This window comes from Jatrophihabitans sp. (assembly GCF_035474675.1).
Classification (GTDB): Bacteria; Actinomycetota; Actinomycetes; order Mycobacteriales; family Jatrophihabitantaceae; genus Jatrophihabitans_A.
In genome coordinates this window covers 1-16,601 of the sequence record NZ_DATINC010000141.1, presented here as the reverse complement: position 1 = coordinate 16,601, position 16,601 = coordinate 1, and the positions used below count along the sequence as shown (strand labels likewise).

At 69.3% G+C, this 16,601-nt stretch carries 19 protein-coding genes; 14 read left to right on the top strand and 5 right to left on the bottom strand.

Features of this window, described 5'->3' with window-relative positions; translation table 11 throughout:
• Positions 1 to 33 precede the first annotated feature (33 nt).
• Positions 34 to 795 carry an SDR family NAD(P)-dependent oxidoreductase gene (locus VLJ82_RS16515; RefSeq protein WP_408664463.1) on the bottom strand — a complete coding sequence of 254 codons (762 nt, stop codon included), beginning with the start codon at positions 793 to 795 and terminating at the stop codon, positions 34 to 36.
• A 164-nt stretch (positions 796 to 959) separates the two neighbouring features.
• Between VLJ82_RS16515 and mshA the strand changes: the two genes are divergently transcribed.
• From mshA to VLJ82_RS16495, 4 genes are all read left to right on the top strand, one after another.
• Positions 960 to 2,219, top strand: coding sequence for a D-inositol-3-phosphate glycosyltransferase (gene mshA, locus VLJ82_RS16510; protein WP_408664462.1), 1,260 nt, complete (start codon positions 960 to 962; stop codon positions 2,217 to 2,219).
• Positions 2,216 to 2,737: a YbjN domain-containing protein gene (locus VLJ82_RS16505; RefSeq protein WP_408664461.1), complete on the top strand. Its 522-nt coding sequence runs from the start codon at positions 2,216 to 2,218 to the stop codon at positions 2,735 to 2,737. The genes mshA and VLJ82_RS16505 overlap by 4 nt, the downstream gene beginning before the upstream one ends.
• A gap of 64 nt (positions 2,738 to 2,801) precedes the next feature.
• Entirely contained in the window at positions 2,802 to 3,551 is a 750-nt protein-coding gene (locus tag VLJ82_RS16500; RefSeq protein WP_408664460.1) for a phosphoglyceromutase, read from the top strand.
• A 102-nt stretch (positions 3,552 to 3,653) separates the two neighbouring features.
• Entirely contained in the window at positions 3,654 to 4,439 is a 786-nt protein-coding gene (locus VLJ82_RS16495; protein WP_408664459.1) for a hypothetical protein, read from the top strand.
• Between the two features lie 55 nt (positions 4,440 to 4,494).
• On the opposite strand, the gene VLJ82_RS16490 is transcribed toward VLJ82_RS16495, so the two are convergent.
• Positions 4,495 to 4,722 carry a helix-turn-helix domain-containing protein gene (locus VLJ82_RS16490; RefSeq protein WP_408664458.1) on the bottom strand — a complete coding sequence of 76 codons (228 nt, stop codon included), beginning with the start codon at positions 4,720 to 4,722 and terminating at the stop codon, positions 4,495 to 4,497.
• Between the two features lie 423 nt (positions 4,723 to 5,145).
• Between VLJ82_RS16490 and VLJ82_RS16485 the strand changes: the two genes are divergently transcribed.
• Entirely contained in the window at positions 5,146 to 5,733 is a 588-nt protein-coding gene (locus tag VLJ82_RS16485; RefSeq protein WP_408664457.1) for a hypothetical protein, read from the top strand.
• 75 nt (positions 5,734 to 5,808) lie between these two features.
• Here VLJ82_RS16485 and VLJ82_RS16480 read toward each other — a convergent pair whose 3' ends face one another.
• Together VLJ82_RS16480 and phoU are read right to left on the bottom strand one after the other, a co-directional pair.
• Entirely contained in the window at positions 5,809 to 6,408 is a 600-nt protein-coding gene (locus VLJ82_RS16480) for a hypothetical protein (protein WP_408664456.1), read from the bottom strand.
• 1,471 nt (positions 6,409 to 7,879) lie between these two features.
• Complete coding sequence (gene phoU, locus VLJ82_RS16475) at positions 7,880 to 8,563, bottom strand: phosphate signaling complex protein PhoU (protein ID WP_408664455.1); 684 nt, start codon at positions 8,561 to 8,563, stop codon at positions 7,880 to 7,882.
• Positions 8,564 to 8,706: 143 nt separating this feature from the next.
• Between phoU and VLJ82_RS16470 the strand changes: the two genes are divergently transcribed.
• The 3 genes from VLJ82_RS16470 (at position 8,707) to VLJ82_RS16460 (ending at position 10,991) form a co-directional block, all read left to right on the top strand.
• A complete protein-coding gene (locus tag VLJ82_RS16470; RefSeq protein WP_408664454.1) occupies positions 8,707 to 9,927 on the top strand; it encodes a sensor histidine kinase in 1,221 nt (406 codons plus the stop codon).
• 40 nt (positions 9,928 to 9,967) lie between these two features.
• Positions 9,968 to 10,648: a winged helix-turn-helix domain-containing protein gene (locus VLJ82_RS16465; RefSeq protein ID WP_408664453.1), complete on the top strand. Its 681-nt coding sequence runs from the start codon at positions 9,968 to 9,970 to the stop codon at positions 10,646 to 10,648.
• Positions 10,649 to 10,742: 94 nt separating this feature from the next.
• Positions 10,743 to 10,991 carry a hypothetical protein gene (locus tag VLJ82_RS16460; RefSeq protein ID WP_408664452.1) on the top strand — a complete coding sequence of 83 codons (249 nt, stop codon included), beginning with the start codon at positions 10,743 to 10,745 and terminating at the stop codon, positions 10,989 to 10,991.
• A gap of 20 nt (positions 10,992 to 11,011) precedes the next feature.
• Here VLJ82_RS16460 and VLJ82_RS16455 read toward each other — a convergent pair whose 3' ends face one another.
• Positions 11,012 to 11,914, bottom strand: coding sequence for a hypothetical protein (locus VLJ82_RS16455; protein WP_408664451.1), 903 nt, complete (start codon positions 11,912 to 11,914; stop codon positions 11,012 to 11,014).
• Positions 11,915 to 12,049: 135 nt separating this feature from the next.
• On the opposite strand from VLJ82_RS16455, the gene VLJ82_RS16450 reads away from it, so the two are divergent.
• From VLJ82_RS16450 to VLJ82_RS16425, 6 genes are all read left to right on the top strand, one after another.
• Positions 12,050 to 12,976, top strand: a complete 927-nt coding sequence (locus tag VLJ82_RS16450) for a hypothetical protein (protein ID WP_408664450.1) — start codon at positions 12,050 to 12,052, stop codon at positions 12,974 to 12,976.
• 108 nt (positions 12,977 to 13,084) lie between these two features.
• A complete protein-coding gene (gene proC, locus VLJ82_RS16445; protein ID WP_408664449.1) occupies positions 13,085 to 13,909 on the top strand; it encodes a pyrroline-5-carboxylate reductase in 825 nt (274 codons plus the stop codon).
• A 198-nt stretch (positions 13,910 to 14,107) separates the two neighbouring features.
• Entirely contained in the window at positions 14,108 to 14,311 is a 204-nt protein-coding gene (locus tag VLJ82_RS16440) for a helix-turn-helix domain-containing protein (RefSeq protein WP_408664448.1), read from the top strand.
• Between the two features lie 339 nt (positions 14,312 to 14,650).
• On the top strand, positions 14,651 to 14,749 hold the full coding sequence (locus VLJ82_RS16435; RefSeq protein ID WP_012854759.1) for a 30S ribosomal protein bS22: 99 nt from the start codon (positions 14,651 to 14,653) through the stop codon (positions 14,747 to 14,749).
• Between the two features lie 29 nt (positions 14,750 to 14,778).
• A complete protein-coding gene (locus VLJ82_RS16430) occupies positions 14,779 to 15,879 on the top strand; it encodes an NAD-dependent epimerase/dehydratase family protein (protein WP_408664447.1) in 1,101 nt (366 codons plus the stop codon).
• Positions 15,872 to 16,601: lysophospholipid acyltransferase family protein (locus VLJ82_RS16425; protein WP_408664446.1), on the top strand; the 730-nt coding region annotated here is incomplete at its 3' end. The genes VLJ82_RS16430 and VLJ82_RS16425, both read left to right, overlap by 8 nt.

The window sequence follows — 16,601 nt, the reverse complement described above, 5'->3', positions numbered from 1 at the left end:
GTCCGGGCCGGGACGCGCTGCTCCGCGGGACGGTCAGCGCTTCCGGTGCAGCTTGTGCGGAGCGGCCTGGGCCACCGGCTTGACCACCGTCAGGTCGATGTTCACGTGTGCCGGCCGGGTCGCCACGAAGGTGATGATGTCAGCGACGTCGTCGGCGGTCAGCGGCTGGTGCACCCCTTCGTAGACGGCGGCGGCGCGGTCGGCGTCACCGCGGAAGCGCACCAGCGAGAACTCCTCGGTGGCCACCAGGCCGGGCGCCACCTCCGACACCCGGATCGGGCGGCCGTTGAGCTCCAGCCGCAGCGTCTCCATCATCGCCCGGGCCGCGTACTTGGCGGCCGAGTAGCCGGCGCCGCCCTCGTAGACGGAGTAGCCGGCGATCGAGCCGGTCAGCACGATGTGGCCGCCGGCGCCGGATTCCAGGGCGGGCAGCAGGGCCTGGGTGAGCCGCATCGCGCCGAGCACGTTGGTCTGGTACATGGTCAGCCAGTCGGCCGGGTCGGCCTCGGCGACCGGTTCGAGGCCGATCGCGCCGCCGGCGTTGTTGACCAGCAGCGCCAGGCCGTCGGGTTCGGCGTTCACCCGGCCGGCGAGCTCGGCCACCGACTCGGGCGAGGTGACGTCCAGGCCGATCGCGGTGATCGCGGGGTGCGCCGCGGCCACCTCGGCGAGCCGGTCGACCCGCCGGGCGCAGGCCCAGACGGTGAAGCCGGCCTCGGCCAGGTGGCGTGCCGTCGCCGCCCCGATTCCGCTGGAACCGCCGGTCACCACTGCCAGTCCGCGTGAGGTAGCCATGGCTCGAATTCTCACTGATTCGACGAATGCGGCAGAATCGGGGGTGCTTCGGCGTTGTGGTCTGGGAGAGGAAGACCAGGCAGGTACCAGGGGGCGATGTGCGACAGGACGGGCGGCGCGGAGCGTCACCACGGATCAGCAGGCACGGTGCATTACCGAAGCGAGTGGCCACCCTGAGTGTGCACACCTCACCGCTGGAGCAGCCCGGCGGCGGCGACGCCGGCGGCATGAACGTCTACGTGCTGGAGACCGCTCGCCGGCTGGCCGACTCCGGCGTGGCGGTCGAGATCTTCACCCGAGCCACCTCCTCCGACCTGCCCCGGCTGGTGGAGGTCGAGCCGGGGGTGCTGGTCCGGCACGTGACGGCCGGCCCGTACGAGGGGCTGTCCAAGCACGACCTGCCGGCCCAGCTATGTGCCTTCACCGCCGCGGTGCTGCGCGCCGAGGCCCAGCACGAGCCGGGCTGGTACGACGTGGTGCACTCGCACTACTGGCTGTCCGGGCAGGTCGGCTGGCTGGCCCGGGAGCGCTGGGGAGTGCCGCTGGTGCACACCGCGCACACCCTGGCGCTGACCAAGAACGAGCACCTGGCCGCCGGTGACGACCCGGAGCCGCTGGCCCGGATCGTCGGCGAGCAGCAGGTGGTCGCCGAGGCGGACCGGTTGGTCGCCAACACCGACGACGAGGCCAAGCAGCTGATCGAGTCCTACGGCGCCGACCCCGGCCGGATCGTCACCGTGCCGCCAGGCGTGGACCTGGACACCTTCCGGCCCGGTTCGGCCCTGGACGCCCGCGACCGGCTCGGCATCGCTGCGGACGCCCTGGTGCTGCTGTTCGTCGGCCGGCTGCAACCGCTCAAGGCGCCGGACGTGCTGCTCCGCGCGGCGGCGCGGTTGGCCGAGACCGATCCGGAGCTGGCGCGGCGGCTGCAGGTGGTCGTCGTCGGGGCGCCGAGCGGCTCGGGGATCGCCGACCCGCTCGCGCTGACCCGGCTGGCGGGCGAGCTCGGCATCGCCGACCGGGTGCGCTTCGAGCCGCCGGCGTCCAGGACCCGGCTGGCCGACTTCTACACCGCGGCCGACCTGACCGTGGTGCCCAGCTACAACGAGTCCTTCGGCCTGGTGGCGCTGGAGTCGCAGGCCTGCGGGGTTCCGGTGGTCGCGGCGGCGGTGGGTGGCCTGCGTACCGCCGTGCAGGACGGCCGGACCGGCCGGCTGGTGGACGGCCACCACACCGACGACTGGGCCACGGTGCTCGGTTCGCTGCTGTACGAGCCCAAGCGGCGGGCCGAGCTCGGCGTCGCTGCCCGTGCGCATGCCCAGCAGTTCTCGTGGCGGCATACCGCGGACGGCCTGCTGGTCGCCTACCGGGATGCGCTGGCCGACTTCGGCCTGCCCGAGCTGGCTGCCTCGGGCCTGGCATGACCGCTGACCAGCCGGTGGCCGGTGGTGAGCAGGCCACGGCGGTGGCCGTGATCCGGCAGGCGCTGGCCGAGGCCGAGGTGGAGTACCAGGAGCCGCAACCCGGGGCGTTCGTGGCCAACCTGCCGGGCCAGAAGCGGTTGAAGACGGCCTGCTGGCTGGTCGTCGGCAGCCAGGGCCTGGCCATCGAGGCGTTCGTGGTGCGCCGGCCGGAGGAGAACGTCGAGAAGGTGCACGGCTGGCTGCTGTCGCACAACGCCCGGATGTTCGGGGTGTACTGGTCGATCGACGACAGCGGCGACATCTACCTGACCGGCCGCTGGCCGCTGGCCGCGGTGAGCGCCGAGTCGGTCGACCGGCTGCTCGGGCTGGTGCTCGACTACGCCGACTCGGCGTTCAACACCTTGCTGGAGCTCGGCTTCGGCTCCTCGATCCGGCGGGAATGGGCCTGGCGGGAGAGCCGGGGCGAGTCGCTGGCCAACCTCGCCGCCTTCGAGGGCTTCGTCAAGCGCGCCCGCTGAGTTCTGCCGCCACTGCTTCTCGCTGAAGTCAGCCGCCCGGAGCCGACCTGGCAGGATTGCCGGCATGACTGCCTCCACCCACACCCTGGTGCTGCTCCGCCACGGCGAGAGCGACTGGAACCGCAAGAACCTGTTCACCGGTTGGGTCGATGTGGACCTGACCGAAGCCGGCGAGGCCGAGGGCAGGCGAGCGGGCGAGCTGCTGCGCGAGCACGGCCTGGCGCCGCAGGTGGTGCACACCTCGCTGCTGCGGCGGGCGATCCGCACCGCGCAGATCTCGCTGGACGCCGCGGATCGGCACTGGATTCCGGTGCGGCGCAGCTGGCGGCTCAACGAGCGCCACTACGGGGCGTTGCAGGGCAAGGACAAGGCAGCCGTACGGGCTGAGTTCGGCGACGAGCAGTTCATGCTCTGGCGCCGCTCCTACGACGTGCCGCCGCCTCCGCTGGCCGACGACGACTCCTACAGCCAGGTCGGCGAGGCCCGGTACGCCGACCTGCTGACCACCGTGCCGCGCACCGAATGCCTGGCTGACGTGGTGAAGAGGATGCTGCCCTACTTCTACGACGCGATCGTGCCGGACCTGCGCAACGGCGCCGTGCTGGTCGCCGCGCACGGCAACTCGCTGCGGGCGATGATCAAGCACCTGGACGGCCTGGGCGACGAAGAAGTGGTCTCGCTGAACGTCCCGACCGGCATCCCGCTGCGCTACGAGCTGGACGGCGCCACCATGCTGCCGGTGCGTCCGGCCGACTACCTCGACCCCGAGGCTGCCGAAGCCGCCATCCAGGGCGTGGCGAACCAGGGCAGGTAGGGCGGCTCCGGGGCCCGGGTAGCTGGCTGCCGCCGCGTCGAGGAGCTAACGCAAGTAGTACGTTAAAGGGCATCAGAGTCATTTGCCCGAAAGGCCACCGCCATGTTCGCTCGTACTCGCGTCGGCCTGTGGGCTGCGCTGCTCGCCCTGCTCGGCTTGATCGGTGGTGCCACACCGGCCTACGCCTTCTCCACCGGCTACTTCGCCATCGCGAGTTCGGGCGCATCCGGAGTGAGCGCCGGCCACACCGGCTACGGGCCCGGCTGGGTGGCGCTCACCTTCGACACCGGCGGGCAGCCGCACGGCCCGATCGTCGGGTACCTGTTCCACGACGGGGTCGGCCAGGCGGTCGGCAACGACCACATGGACGTCTACTCCTACTACACCGCCGGGGCGGCCAGCGTGAACACCCCGTTCGCCGGCGGCTACGCCTACGGCCACTTCAACGGCTGCGCGTGGTCGTACCTGGATATGAACGCCTACGAGCTGTACCCCGAGGGCGCGCACCACAACCCGCCCTGCACCACCCCGCCGAATCACACCACCAGGATCTTCTGCTATGACCACGCGGCCGACCGGCTGTGCAATGACGGCACCAGCGTCAGCGACGAGCCGGAAGCCGGCGTCTGGAAGAACATCACCAGCCACCAGGCCACCGTCAAGGCCGGCGGCTGCGACGTGGTCGGCAACATCGGCTCGGCTGCGATCTACAGCGGCGGCGCGGCGGCTCCGGCCAACTTCATAGGCCATGTGAACTCCGGAACCGTCTACGTCCGCTACGTCTCCAAGCGAGACGACTGGGTGATGGGCAACCTGGCGACGAACGCCAGCCCGCAGTTTCCGGCAGGCATCCAGTGGGGCTTCTTCCCGCGGGGCTGCCTCAGCTAGGCAGGCCGCGTCCCGCTGCGGGAAGCGGGGCGTCAGGCTCGGCTGTGGTCGTTCCCTACTTCGCGGTCTCCAGCTCGTAGGTGCTGTCGAACAGGGTTCCCTCTCCGACGCCCAGGGCCCTCTCGATGGCTCGCGCGGTTGCCAGCGTGCAGCCAGTGCGGCGGCCCGTCACCAGGTGGTTGACGGTGGCGTGGCTGAGCCCGGCCGTCCGGGCGAGTTGGCGCTCCGACATCCCGGTGGCGTCCAGGCAGATGACAAGTGCGTCCCGACTGCGTAGCTGCATGACGTCACACACCTACCGATCCACGCTGTGTCATGCAATACTCAGCGTTGTGTCTACCAGTAATTGACTTGTCGGGCAGCCCAAGGGCAGCGGGGCTCATCGACCGGGAGCCCAGTGGGACGGAGGAACGAATTGGTGCGGGCGTGGCGGTGCTGGTCACGGCTGTGGTCTACCTTTCCCCGAGGCTGCTTCGGCGTGGCTTGCCAGCGGCCAGATCTTCGCTTGATCCTTGACGGCTTGTCAACTATAACTTGATATATAGCAGAGCGCACGAGACACACGGAGCAGTCAAATTACAGCGTTGTAGTTAGCTGAATGATCACCGTCGGCAGCCCGGCTACCTCTACGTTTGGTTAGTGCCGGACCAGCCGTCGGGCCACCGTGCGTAGCCATCGCTCTCTACCGGAAGGGGCCGATCGACACATGGTGGACCCGCGTTCCGGGCAGGTGCCGACGATCGCTGAACTGGTCCGGCAGAAGCTCGCGACGGGCTTGACGCTGCGCCAGCTCGAGGAGCGGTCCGGCGGCGCGGTGCCGTATCAGACATTCGGCAAGATCAGCAAGGGCGAGGTCAAGGGCTGGCCGAAGTCCCGCGAGGTGATCGAGGGCACGGCCCACGCGCTGGGCGTCGACCCGCGCGAGGTGGTGCTGGGCTACGCGACCCAGTTCCAGATCGACGTGGCCGAGGACCGGTCGCTGCTGGCGTCGATGCTTCCGGCCTCCACCGTGGACCTGACCATCGAGCAGGCCCAGGCGGTGGCCAACCTGATCCGCGTGTTCACCACTTCGCCCGCCGTGGCGCCGCCGCCTGCGGTGCAGCTGTCCGCGCTGGACATCTCGGCCTTCACCACCGCCGAGCGCCGGCAGGTCACCGACCTGGTGCTGGAGCTGGGGGAGCGGGCGAAGGCTGCTCGGCTCGACGGCCTGATCACGCTGGCATCGGTGCTGACGTTCCTGGAGGCCGGGCTGGCGGCGGCCATCGACCAGGCGGACGGCTTGGGGTCTCGCTAGGTAGGCGTCTGACAGCTGCGGTGGGGTGCTCCGGCTACCAAGCCGTAGGAGCGGCTACCGAAGCTTTGGCGGCGGCTACCAGGTGTGGTGTACGCCGGCTGCTGCCCGGCGTGCCATCAGGTCGGACATGGCCTCGATGAGCAGGCCTTCGAGTTCGCCGTCCGCGGTGGTCGCGCAGCCGAGCGGCGCGCGCACGCCCGCGCGGGCCAGGTCGGCGCGGAAGCCGGTACTCAGGAACAGGCCCGCCTCGCGCCGGCCGACTGCGATGAGCACGACGATCTGGCGGCTGCCGTAACGGCCGAGCAGGTCTGCGGGGGTGAGGCCCGACTCGATCGCTTCGATGATCTGCTGGTCCGAGCCCGATTCGTCCGGGTCGATGATGACGAGGGCGACGTGGCCATGGGCGTCGTAGAGCTTCTGCTGGGCTTGGATCCGCCAGGCCGACTCGGACCACAGGCCGGTCTCCTCGTCGAAGGCCTTCTCGACCTTGACCGTCTCCCGCAGCGACCACCGGTGCACCATCAGGAGCGCCGGGATCACAAGTACCCCAAGCAGCACATGCCAGCTCATCAAGCCAGCCAGCATTAAACCCAGCAGCTGTGTTGCTGTCTCTGCCGCATGGGCCTTCGGGTTTGCAAACATGCGCAGAACTTGAATTTGTCTTGCAATCAACAAGACAGCAACAGTAGACAAAATGTCTACGACGGAGAACGTAAGTAGCGCTAGCGCTATGCCCAGCGTCCCGCCCACAGCATGTAAAGAGGCCGAAGCTGCTAGACAGGAGCCTGCAGCTGCAAGGCTGCTATATATGTAACGTAGCGGCCGCCCGCCTCCCACAATCTTGCGTGAAGGCCACTCCGCCGCATATGCGGTGAAAACGATGCCTACAACAGCAAGAGGCGGGAGGATAAGAGAAGCGGCGAAAGTCCACACGCTCAGAAAGGACGGTACTTTCCCTTCAGTCAGGGCGCGTCGAAGCCGTTCTAACCGTCGAATTGAAACGGAGTAGGTAACACTAGTCAGCGCTAGCAGCAGGAAGGAAATGCTGTCTGGTGCGCTCATTGCAGTGCTCGGCATTTAGGTGCATGCGGTGTCCCGTGGTTGCCCGCCACGGAAGCACTCATCTGGGCCTCACCGGTCGAAGGGGGTGTGTTGGATGTTGCGTCACTGGGATTGGCCGTAAGCCACGGACGGTAGGAACCCTCAGGGGTAGGGCGCAACAACGGTTGCGCCCTACCCCTTGTCAAGGTTGTCCTCATGGTTCATCCCCCGTGGTCGGCCGCTTACAGACCGTACCCGTAACGTTCGGATCTGTCACCACTGATTGACAAATAGATCAGCATGTATCGGCTTAGGGCGAGGCTCGGTTTGCAGGCAGCTTTGCTTGCCTCTGCTGCGCTTCTGCATACCCATCATTGTGTCCAGCTCACTAGACGAAATGTCTATTGCTCTTCGCTCCCATTTCGCGTAACCGTCATTAAAACTGTAGCGTTACGTGTAGTTCATGCCGAAGTGCGTAGCACTATCCATGGAAGCAGAGAGGGGATGAAACTATGCATAATTGGGACTGGTCGTAGCTGAAGGGCTGTAAGCCGGAATTTGTAACTAAGTAGAAGTGTGAGTAACTTCTTGCAGAGTGCCCCTAGTACGAGGCCTGGAGGTGTGACATGGCTTTCAGTTGGGGAGTGGTGACTCAGGACTGACTAAGAACACCTTGATAAAGGAACAGAGCGAGGTACGTAGTCATCGACTCGAAGTATCTGTATCTCGGAGACCGAGGCCATTGAGGAGTAGATGAACTGCTCCGTACCGGGTGATCTTAGATAGTTTATGCCAGCGTCAAGCGAAAGGAGGTGACATGGAGCACTGGGAGTGGTGATACCTGCGTGATGGTTCGTACCTGGGACTGGCCCCGCCACTGGAACTGGGATAAGCCTGACCTGAGTGCAGGCGTGCAAGCGTAGCGAGGAGGTGTCCGATGGTTCGTCACTGGGACTGGTAAGACGGCATAGGCACGTAAGCCGCCCCGTCTGACTGAGAGGAGGTTCCTTCGGTGCCCCGTAACTGGGATTGGCCCCGTCATTGGGAATGGCCCAGGCACTAGGGGAGGACTGACGAGTCCTAGCCCGTAACTACACCGGCAGTGTCAGCCCGCAGGTGGGCTGACCGGCTTGACCGCCGCGGAACCTGCCGGCATCGCCCCGGTGGCGACGAAGACGACCCGCCGTGCTACCCCCACCGCATGGTCGGCATACCGCTCGTAGTAGCGGCCCAGCAGCGTCATATCGATGGCCGCCTCGGTCCCGTGTGACCAGGTGTCGGCCAGCAGCTGGGTGAACAGCTTGCGGTGCAGGGCGTCCATCGAGTCGTCCTCGACCTCGATCGCCCGCGCCAGCTCGACGTCGCGACCCTTGATCACCTCGGCGACCTTGTCCACCAGGGACAGCGCCACTGCGCCCATCTGCGAGATGACGTCGCGCAGCTCGGCCGGCACCGCGATGTCGGGATGCCGCATCCGGGCGACCTTGGCCACGTGCAGCGCCAGGTCACCCATCCGCTCCAGGTCGGCCACCAGATGCAGCGTGGTCACCAGCATGCGCAGGTCGGTGGCCACCGGCTGCTGCAGCGACAGCAGCAGGAAGGTCCGCGTCTCCAGGTCCGCCCGCAACGCGTCGATGGCGGTGGCGTCGCTGACCACCCGCTCGGCGCCGAGCAGATCGCCGGTCAGCAGCGCCTCGGTAGCCCGCTGCATCGCGGTGCCCGCCAGGTGCGTCATGGCGACCAGGCTGTTGCCTATCTGGTCCAGCTCTTCGTGATAGAGATCGCGCATGCGACCAGCCTAGGGAGCCACATGTCTGCCGGAGGCGGCCTCGATGAATGCCCGGCAGCGGCTCGGTGAACAACTGGTGACGCCTGGCTGCGCGCACTTCCGCTACGCCGGGAGGCCCGCAAATCCGGCCGTAGGATGCAGGCGTGAACCTGGAAGTCGCCGTCGTGGCGTTCCTGCTCGGCGCGGCGCTGTCGGCCTTCGCGGCTGCCCTGTTCGTGCGCCGCAGCACGGCTACCTCCGGTCTCGCCACGGCCCCGGCACCCACTGCCGGGCTCGCCTCCCGGGCGCTCGGAGCCCTCGACGTCGGCGTGGTGGTGCTGGACCGGGACGAGACGGTGATCTTCGCCAATCCGGTCTCACGGCGGATGAAGGTCGTCGAGGCGGACCGGCTCACCCCGCCGGTGCTGTCCGAACTGGTCCGCTCAGTGACCGACACCGGCGAACCGGACAGCGTCGCCCTTGACCTGTCCACCCCCGGTCGCGGACCGGAGCAGGTGAGCTTCCTGGTCCGCGCCATGCCGCTGCGCGACGGCGGCCGGGTCGGTTCGGTGGTGCTGCGGTTCTCCGACATCACCGAGGCCCGCCGGCTGGAACTGGTCCGGCGCGACTTCGTGGCCAACGTCTCGCACGAGCTCAAGACCCCGGTCAGCGCCCTGACGCTGCTCGCCGAGGCCGTCCAGGAGGCCGCCGACGATCCCGAGGCGGTGCAGCACTTCGCCGGACGGATGCAACACGAAGGCTCGCGACTGGGCCGGCTGGTGCAGGAACTGATCGAGCTGTCCCGGCTGCAGGGCGCCGACCCGCTGCCCGGCCAGGATCTGGTGAGCGTCGACAAGATCGTCGGCGAGGCGGTCGACCGCAGCCGGCTGCTCGCCGAGCAGACCGGCATCACCGTCACTGCCCGCACCGAGCCCGGCCTGCTGGTACACGGCGACGAGATCCAGCTCAGCACGGCGCTGGGCAACCTGGTCGACAACGCGATCGCCTACAGCCCGGAACAGACCCGGGTCGCCGTGACCAGCAGGCTGGTCAGCGAGGACGGCACCGACTGGGTCGACATCGCCGTGGCCGACCAGGGCATCGGGATCGCCGAATCGGACCTCGACCGGGTGTTCGAGCGGTTCTACCGGGTCGACCAGGCCCGCTCCCGGCGGACCGGCGGCACCGGCCTGGGCCTGGCGATCGTCAAGCACATCGCCACCAACCACGGCGGCCGGGTGTCGGTGTGGAGCGTGGTCGGCGCCGGCTCGACCTTCACCATGCGGCTGCCGCTGGCCGGTCGCGACCTGCCGGCCGAGCCGGCGACCTCCGCCGATGCCCGCTCCAGCGGCACCCACCCCACTGCCGGCAGCGCCGCGCGGTGAGAACCCGTCACGGCTGCCCCTACCGTCGAGAGGAGTCCCGGTGACCCGGGTACTTGTCGTCGAGGACGAGGAATCGATCTCCGACCCACTGTCCTACATGCTGCGCCGCGAGGGCTTCGAGGTATCGGTGGCCGAGACCGGCCCGGACGGGCTGCGCGAGTTCGACCGGACCGGCGCCGACGTGGTGCTGCTGGACCTGATGCTGCCGGGGCTGTCCGGCACCGAGGTCTGCCGGGCGCTGCGGCAGAAGTCCAACGTCGCCATCATCATCCTGACCGCCCGGGACTCCGAGGTGGACAAGGTGGTCGGCCTGGAACTGGGTGCCGACGACTATGTGACCAAGCCGTTCTCGCACCGCGAACTGCTGGCCCGGATCCGGGCGGTGCTGCGCCGCGGGGCCGAGCCCGAGGAACTGCTGAGCCCGACCATCGAGGCCGGACCGGTCCGGCTGGACGTCGATCGGCACACCGTGGCGGTCAACGGCGAGACGGTGGCCCTGCCGCTCAAGGAGTTCGACCTGCTCGAGCTGCTGCTGCGCAACGCCGGCCGGGTACTGACCCGCGGGCAGCTCATCGACCGGATCTGGGGCTCGGACTACGTCGGCGACACCAAGACCCTCGACGTGCACGTCAAGCGGCTGCGGGCCAAGATCGAGCCCGATCCGGCCAACCCCAAGTACCTGCTCACCGTGCGGGGCCTGGGCTACAAGTTCGACGGCTGACCTTCGCTTTGCCGGCCGCCAGCCACGGGCCGGACGAAAATTGTCAGAGGTCGGTGCGATGGTCTGACCACGTCAACGTGGAGGTGACCAACCGATGTCCGACCTGATCTTCATCAACGCCGACCGCACCGAGAACGCCGCCGACGCGGTCCGCTGCGTCAACGCCGGCTGCGGCATCCTGTTCGACCCGGCCCGCCAGGGGTTCAACGGAGAGTGCGACGACTGTGCGGCGCTCACCGCCGATCATTTCTGCGGCCTGCACGACGGCATGGAGTTCGACTGCCCGTTGTGCTGGGCCGACATACCGGTCAGCGCCAGCCGCATGCTGGTCGCCGTCGCCTGAGCCCGGTGGGGTACTCCGGACTAGCGGTCCGTGCCGGCCCGGTTGCGGGCCGGCCGGGTGGCAGCCGGTTCCGCCGCGCCGGTAGCCGGAGGCGCTGCCGCTGCTTCGGCCGGAAGCGCTGCGGCCGCGGCGGTGGCCGGATGCACCGCGACCAGGCCCTGTGCCAGGCGCAACGCGCACAGCCGGGCCAGCTCGGTGTAGGCGGCCTGCCCGATCAGGGCGGTGAGTTCCGGTGCGTAGCTGACGTACAGCGGCTCGGCGCCGCGATGGGCCTCGGGGGCGGAGGTGCACCACCAGTGCAGGTCATGTCCGCCCTCACCCCAGCCCCGCCGGTCGAACTCGCTCACCGTCGACACCAGGACCTGGGTGTCGTCGGCCCGGGTGACCCATTCCTGCTCGCGCCGGACCGGCAACTGCCAGCACACCTCGGGCTTGGTGTCCAGCGGGTGCAGCCCGGTCCGCAGCGCCAGGGCGTGCAGCGCGCAGCCCATGCCACCGGGAAAGCCCGGCCGGTTGAGAAAGACGCAGGCGCCGTCCACGGTGCGGGTGCGAATCCGGTTCTCGTCGTCGCCGACCGAGTCCTTCTCGGTGATGCCCTTCGCGCGGCCCACCTTCCGGTGCTGCCAGAGGTCGGCGTCGAGCTGCTTGGCGTAGCGCCGGACCCGCTTGAGGTCGTCGTCGTCAGAGAAGAACGCGCCGTGGCTGCAGCAGCCGTCCGCGCTGCGGCCCTCGATCACGCCGTGACAGCCCCGGCCGTAGATGCAGCTCCAGTTCGAGCAGAGCCAGGTCAGGTCGGCCCGAATGTGGTGCTGCGGGTTCGCCGGGTCGGTGAACTCCAGCCATTCCCGCGGAAAGTCCAGGCCCACCTCGCTGTCCCGGGAGGCGGGCGAGGCTGCTATGACGGGCAGATTGCGGGAAGGCACAACGGCGAGACTAACCCGGTACCGGAGCACCGTGCCACGACGACGCCCCGGCATGCAGGCAGTCGTAACGGTGCAGGTCGGCACCCCCCCGCGCCGGTCAGGGCCCGGCGTCCGGCATCGGCTAGCGTGCAGCGCATGCGACTGGGGGTACTGGACGTCGGCTCCAATACCGTCCACCTGCTGGTGGTGGACGCCCACCTCGGTGCCCAGCCGACCCCGCAGCTGTCCCACAAGTCGGTGCTGCGGCTGGCCGAGCACCTCGACAAGCACGGCGACCTGGTCAAGGACGGGGCGGACGCGCTGGTCGGCGCCACCCTCGGTGCCCGCCGGCAGGCTGCCGAGCTGCACTGCGACGAGCTGCTGCCGTTCGCCACCTCGGCGGTCCGGGACGCCCGCAACTCCCCCCAGGTGCTGGCCCGGGTCAAGAAGGAGGCCGGTGTCGACCTGCAGGTGCTGACCGGCGAGGACGAGGCGGTACTCACCTTCCTGGCCGTGCGCCGGTGGTTCGGCTGGAGTGCCGGCCGGTTGCTCTGCCTCGACATCGGCGGTGGCTCCCTGGAGCTGGCCGTCGGCACCGACGAGGTGCCCGAGGTGGCGCTGTCCGTGCCGCTCGGGGCCGGCCGGCTGACTCGGGAATGGCTCGACGGCGACCCGCCGTCCAAGCGCTCGATCGACCAGCTGCGCGGCTACGTCGCCGAACAGCTTGCCGAGCCGGCCCGCAAGCTGCTGGCGGTCGGCCCGCCGGACCGAGTGGTGGCCAGCAGCAAGACCTTCCGGACGCTCGCCCGGCTGGCCGGCGCCGCGCCGTCCAGTGCCGGCCCGCGGGTCCCGCGCAGCCTTCAGGTCAACGGCCTGCGGCAGGTGCTCGGGTTCATCTCGCGCATCCCGTCGGCGGACCTGGCCGAGCTCGACGGGGTGTCGCCGGCCCGGGCGCACCAGACGCTGGCGGGTGCGGTGGTGGCCGAGCAGGCGATGCAGGCCCTAGGCGTGACCGAGTTCGAGCTGTCGCCGTGGGCGCTGCGCGAGGGAGTGATCCTGCGCCGGCTGGACCAGCTGCGCTGACGGCAGCCGGGAAGCGCGCTGACCGCACCCGTGAGGGAAGCGGTACTGACATCCCCCGGAAGCCGCGCTGACCACAATCCCGGAAAGCCACGCTGAGAGAATGGGCGCATGACGAGCACTTCCGGCAGGTTGGCCATCATCGGCGGCGGCAAGATCGGCGAGGCGTTGCTGTCCGGCCTGCTGCGCACCGGCACCGACCCGGGCGACATCCTGGTGGTCGAGCACTACCCCGAGCGGATTCGCTACCTCAGCGAGCGCTACCCCGTCCGGGTGGTGGACGTCGCCGAAGCGGCCCGGTCCTGCTCGACGATCCTGATCGCGGTGAAGCCGCAGGACATCGACCCGCTGCTGCACCAGCTGGCCGACCAGGTCAGCGCCGAGCACCTGATCGTCTCGGTGGCGGCCGGCATCACCACCGCCCGGATCGAGCGCGGCCTGCCGGCCGGGCCCGCCGTGGTGCGGTGCATGCCCAACACCCCGGCCCTGGTGGACGAGGCCATGACGGCGATCTCGGCCGGATCCCGGGCCAGCCAGCAGCACCTGCAGCGGGCCGACGAGCTGCTGTCCGCGGTCGGCCGGGTGGTCCGGGTGCCCGAGTCCCAGCTGGACGCGGTCACCGCGCTGTCGGGCAGCGGACCGGCGTACTTCTTCTTCCTGGTCGAGGCCATGATCGACGCAGGCATCCTGCTGGGCCTGCCGCGCGCGCTGGCCGCCGATCTCATCGTGCAGACCCTGGTCGGGTCGGCGGTGATGCTGCGCGACTCCGGCCAGCATCCGGTCCAATTGCGCGAGGCGGTCACCAGCCCGGCCGGCACCACCATCTCGGCCATCCGGGAGCTGGAGAACCACGGCGTGCGGGCGGCATTCCTGGCGGCCATCGAAGCGGCCCGCAACCGCTCGGCCGAGCTCGGCCGGGCGGCCGACGCCGAGTGACCGTACGGGGCCGCGCAGCATACCGGCTCGAGGAACATAGGCGACACGCCGCCAGTCGGACAAAAAGTACCCACTTTGTGAAGAACACCCATCGCACGAGTACCACCGTTACCGCTACTCTCAGCGCAGCACGTGCGTGTCAGGTTGCCGGTGGGGAAGCCGGCTCACTGTCACGTGCCGAGAGTCCGGTGACGACAGATGACTACGACCCCTGATGGGTTGCGTGAGGTGCGCTTCCTCACCGTGGCCGAAGTGGCTTCGGTGATGCGCGTGTCCAAGATGACGGTGTACCGCATGGTGCACTCCGGTGAGCTGCCCGCGGTGCGGGTGGGTCGGTCCTTCCGGGTGCCCGAGAAGGCCGTGCAGGACTACCTGAAGAGCGCCTTCTTCGAAGCCGGCTGAGCCCGCAGGGCCGAGGTCGCACTGGCCACCGGCTGAGCCCGCAGGGCCGGGGTCGCACCGGCCACCGGCTGAGCCTGTGGCCCGGCCTCGCGGTCTACCGCCGGCTGAGCCTGTGGCCTGGCGCCAGGTCTGCTGCCGGTTGACCCGGCCCGCCCGGCTCGGATCTGGTGCTGCCGTGCCGCCGAACGGCTGCCGCCGGTGCCCGGCGACGTTCGGCGGGCTCCGGCCGGCACGGTAAGCTGCCAGGTCAGTGACGCGTGCACGACCTGTGGAACGCGGTCATCCGGGTTTCAGCGCAGGTCTTCTCAACGCGAGTCGATCAGGTGGGTGAGGTAGGCAATGGGTTCTGTCATCAAGAAGCGGCGCAAGCGGATGGCGAAGAAGAAGCACCGCAAGCTGCTGAAGAAGACGCGCGTCCAGCGCCGTAACAAGAAGTAACCCACCCTGCTAGACCCCGGTAGGAGTCGATGTCGCGGGTCGTCCTGGTCACCGGAATCAGCCGCTATCTGGCCTGCCGGCTGGCTGGACGGCTGTCCGCCGACCCCGGTATCGACCGGATCATCGGCGTCGACACGGTGCCGCCGGCCCGCGCCGACCTCGACCTGCTGGGCCGCACCGAGTTCGTCCGGGCCGACATCCGCAATCCGCTGATCTCCCGGGTGATCAGCCAGGCCGAGGTGGACACCGTGGTGCACGCCTCGGTGACCGCCACCCCGCACGGGGCCGGCGGCCGCGCGCCGATGAAGGAACTCAACGTCATCGGCACCATGCAACTGCTGGCCGCCTGCCAGAACTCCGGCACCGTCCGGCGGCTGGTGGTCAAGTCCAGCACCGCGGTCTACGGCACCTCGCCCCGGGATCCCGCGCTGTTCACCGAGGACATGACCGCCAAGGCGCTGCCCCGCAGCGGCTACGCCAAGGACGCCGTCGAGGTCGAGGGCTACCTGCGGGGCTTCACCCGCCGCCGCCCGGACGTCAGCGTCACGCTGCTGCGCTTCGCCAACTTCGTCGGGCCGTCCGTCGACACCCCGCTGACCCGGTACTTCCAGCTGCCGCTGGTGCCCACGGTGCTCGGCTTCGACCCGCGCCTGCAACTGCTGCACGAGAGCGACGCGGTCGAGGTGCTGCGGCTGGCCAGCGTCTCCGACCGCCCGGGAACCTTCAACGTCGCCGCCGACGGTGTGCTGCTGCTCAGCCAGGCGATCCGGCGGGCCGGCAAGATCGCCGTTCCGATCCCGGCACCGGCCGTGCAGTTCGTCGGCCGGTCGGTTCGGCGCAGCGGCATGGTGGACTTCTCGCCCGAACAGATGCAGTTCCTGAATTTCGGGCGGGTGGTGTCCAACGACCGGCTCAAGCAGGAGTTCGGCTACACCCCGCAGTACTCCACCGCGGCGGCCTTCTCCGATTTCCTGACCGGCCGGCCGGTGCGTCCGGTGCTCGGCGAGCCGGTCCTCGACGCCGGCGGTGCGGTGCTGGCCCGGCTGCTGCGCACCACTGCCCCGCCGGCTTCCCGGACGCCGGCCTCGGTGACCCGGATCGGCTCGTCCCGGCGGGTGCGCAATGGCTGAGGCGCAGGTGATCAAGCTGCCCGCCGCGGACGGCACCGAGGCCGAGAGCGGCTGGGAACGCCGGACGGCCGCGGCGCTAGCCTTCCTGCGCCGCCGGATCGCCGGCGACTACCCGGTGGACGAGTTCGGCTTCGACCCCGACCTCACCGAGGCTCTCGTGCTGCCGGCGGCCCGCCAGCTGTACCGCAGGTGGTTCCGTACCGAGGTGCTCGGCGCGCACCACCTGCCGGCCGATTCCGGTGCGCTGATCGTGGCCAACCACGCGGGTGCCCTGTGGGCCCTCGACGGGGTGATGGCCGCGACCGCGGTGCACGACGTCACCCCCGATCACCGCTTCCTGCGGATGCTCGGGGCGGACCTGGTGTTCAGCACCCCGGTGCTCGGCGCGCTAGCCCGCAAGACCGGCAGCACGCTGGCCTGCAACCCCGACGCCGAGCGGCTGCTGGCCGCCGGTGAGCTGGTCGGGGTGTGGCCGGAGGGCTTCAAGGGCATCGGCAAGCCCTACTCCGAGCGCTACAAGCTGCAGCGCTTCGGTCGCGGCGGGTTCGTCTCGGCCGCGATCCGCACCGGGGTCCCGATCGTGCCGTGCTCGATCGTCGGCGCCGAGGAGATCTACCCGCTGCTGGGCAACATCCGGCCGCTGGCCCGGGCACTGGGGCTGCCGTACTTCCCGGTCACCCCGACGTTCCCGCTGCTCGGTCCGCTCGGCGCGGTGCCGCTGC

Coding starts and splice junctions, on each gene's coding strand:
- VLJ82_RS16485 (WP_408664457.1), top strand. CDS start 5,146: ATGGTGGACCCGCGTTCCGGGCAGGTGCCGACGATCGCTGAACTGGTC.
- VLJ82_RS16505 (WP_408664461.1), top strand. CDS start 2,216: ATGACCGCTGACCAGCCGGTGGCCGGTGGTGAGCAGGCCACGGCGGTG.
- VLJ82_RS16430 (WP_408664447.1), top strand. CDS start 14,779: ATGTCGCGGGTCGTCCTGGTCACCGGAATCAGCCGCTATCTGGCCTGC.
- VLJ82_RS16440 (WP_408664448.1), top strand. CDS start 14,108: ATGACTACGACCCCTGATGGGTTGCGTGAGGTGCGCTTCCTCACCGTG.
- VLJ82_RS16515 (WP_408664463.1), bottom strand. CDS start 795: ATGGCTACCTCACGCGGACTGGCAGTGGTGACCGGCGGTTCCAGCGGA.
- VLJ82_RS16495 (WP_408664459.1), top strand. CDS start 3,654: ATGTTCGCTCGTACTCGCGTCGGCCTGTGGGCTGCGCTGCTCGCCCTG.
- VLJ82_RS16490 (WP_408664458.1), bottom strand. CDS start 4,722: ATGCAGCTACGCAGTCGGGACGCACTTGTCATCTGCCTGGACGCCACC.
- VLJ82_RS16435 (WP_012854759.1), top strand. CDS start 14,651: ATGGGTTCTGTCATCAAGAAGCGGCGCAAGCGGATGGCGAAGAAGAAG.
- VLJ82_RS16500 (WP_408664460.1), top strand. CDS start 2,802: ATGACTGCCTCCACCCACACCCTGGTGCTGCTCCGCCACGGCGAGAGC.
- phoU (WP_408664455.1), bottom strand. CDS start 8,563: ATGCGCGATCTCTATCACGAAGAGCTGGACCAGATAGGCAACAGCCTG.
- VLJ82_RS16450 (WP_408664450.1), top strand. CDS start 12,050: ATGCGACTGGGGGTACTGGACGTCGGCTCCAATACCGTCCACCTGCTG.
- VLJ82_RS16460 (WP_408664452.1), top strand. CDS start 10,743: ATGTCCGACCTGATCTTCATCAACGCCGACCGCACCGAGAACGCCGCC.
- proC (WP_408664449.1), top strand. CDS start 13,085: ATGACGAGCACTTCCGGCAGGTTGGCCATCATCGGCGGCGGCAAGATC.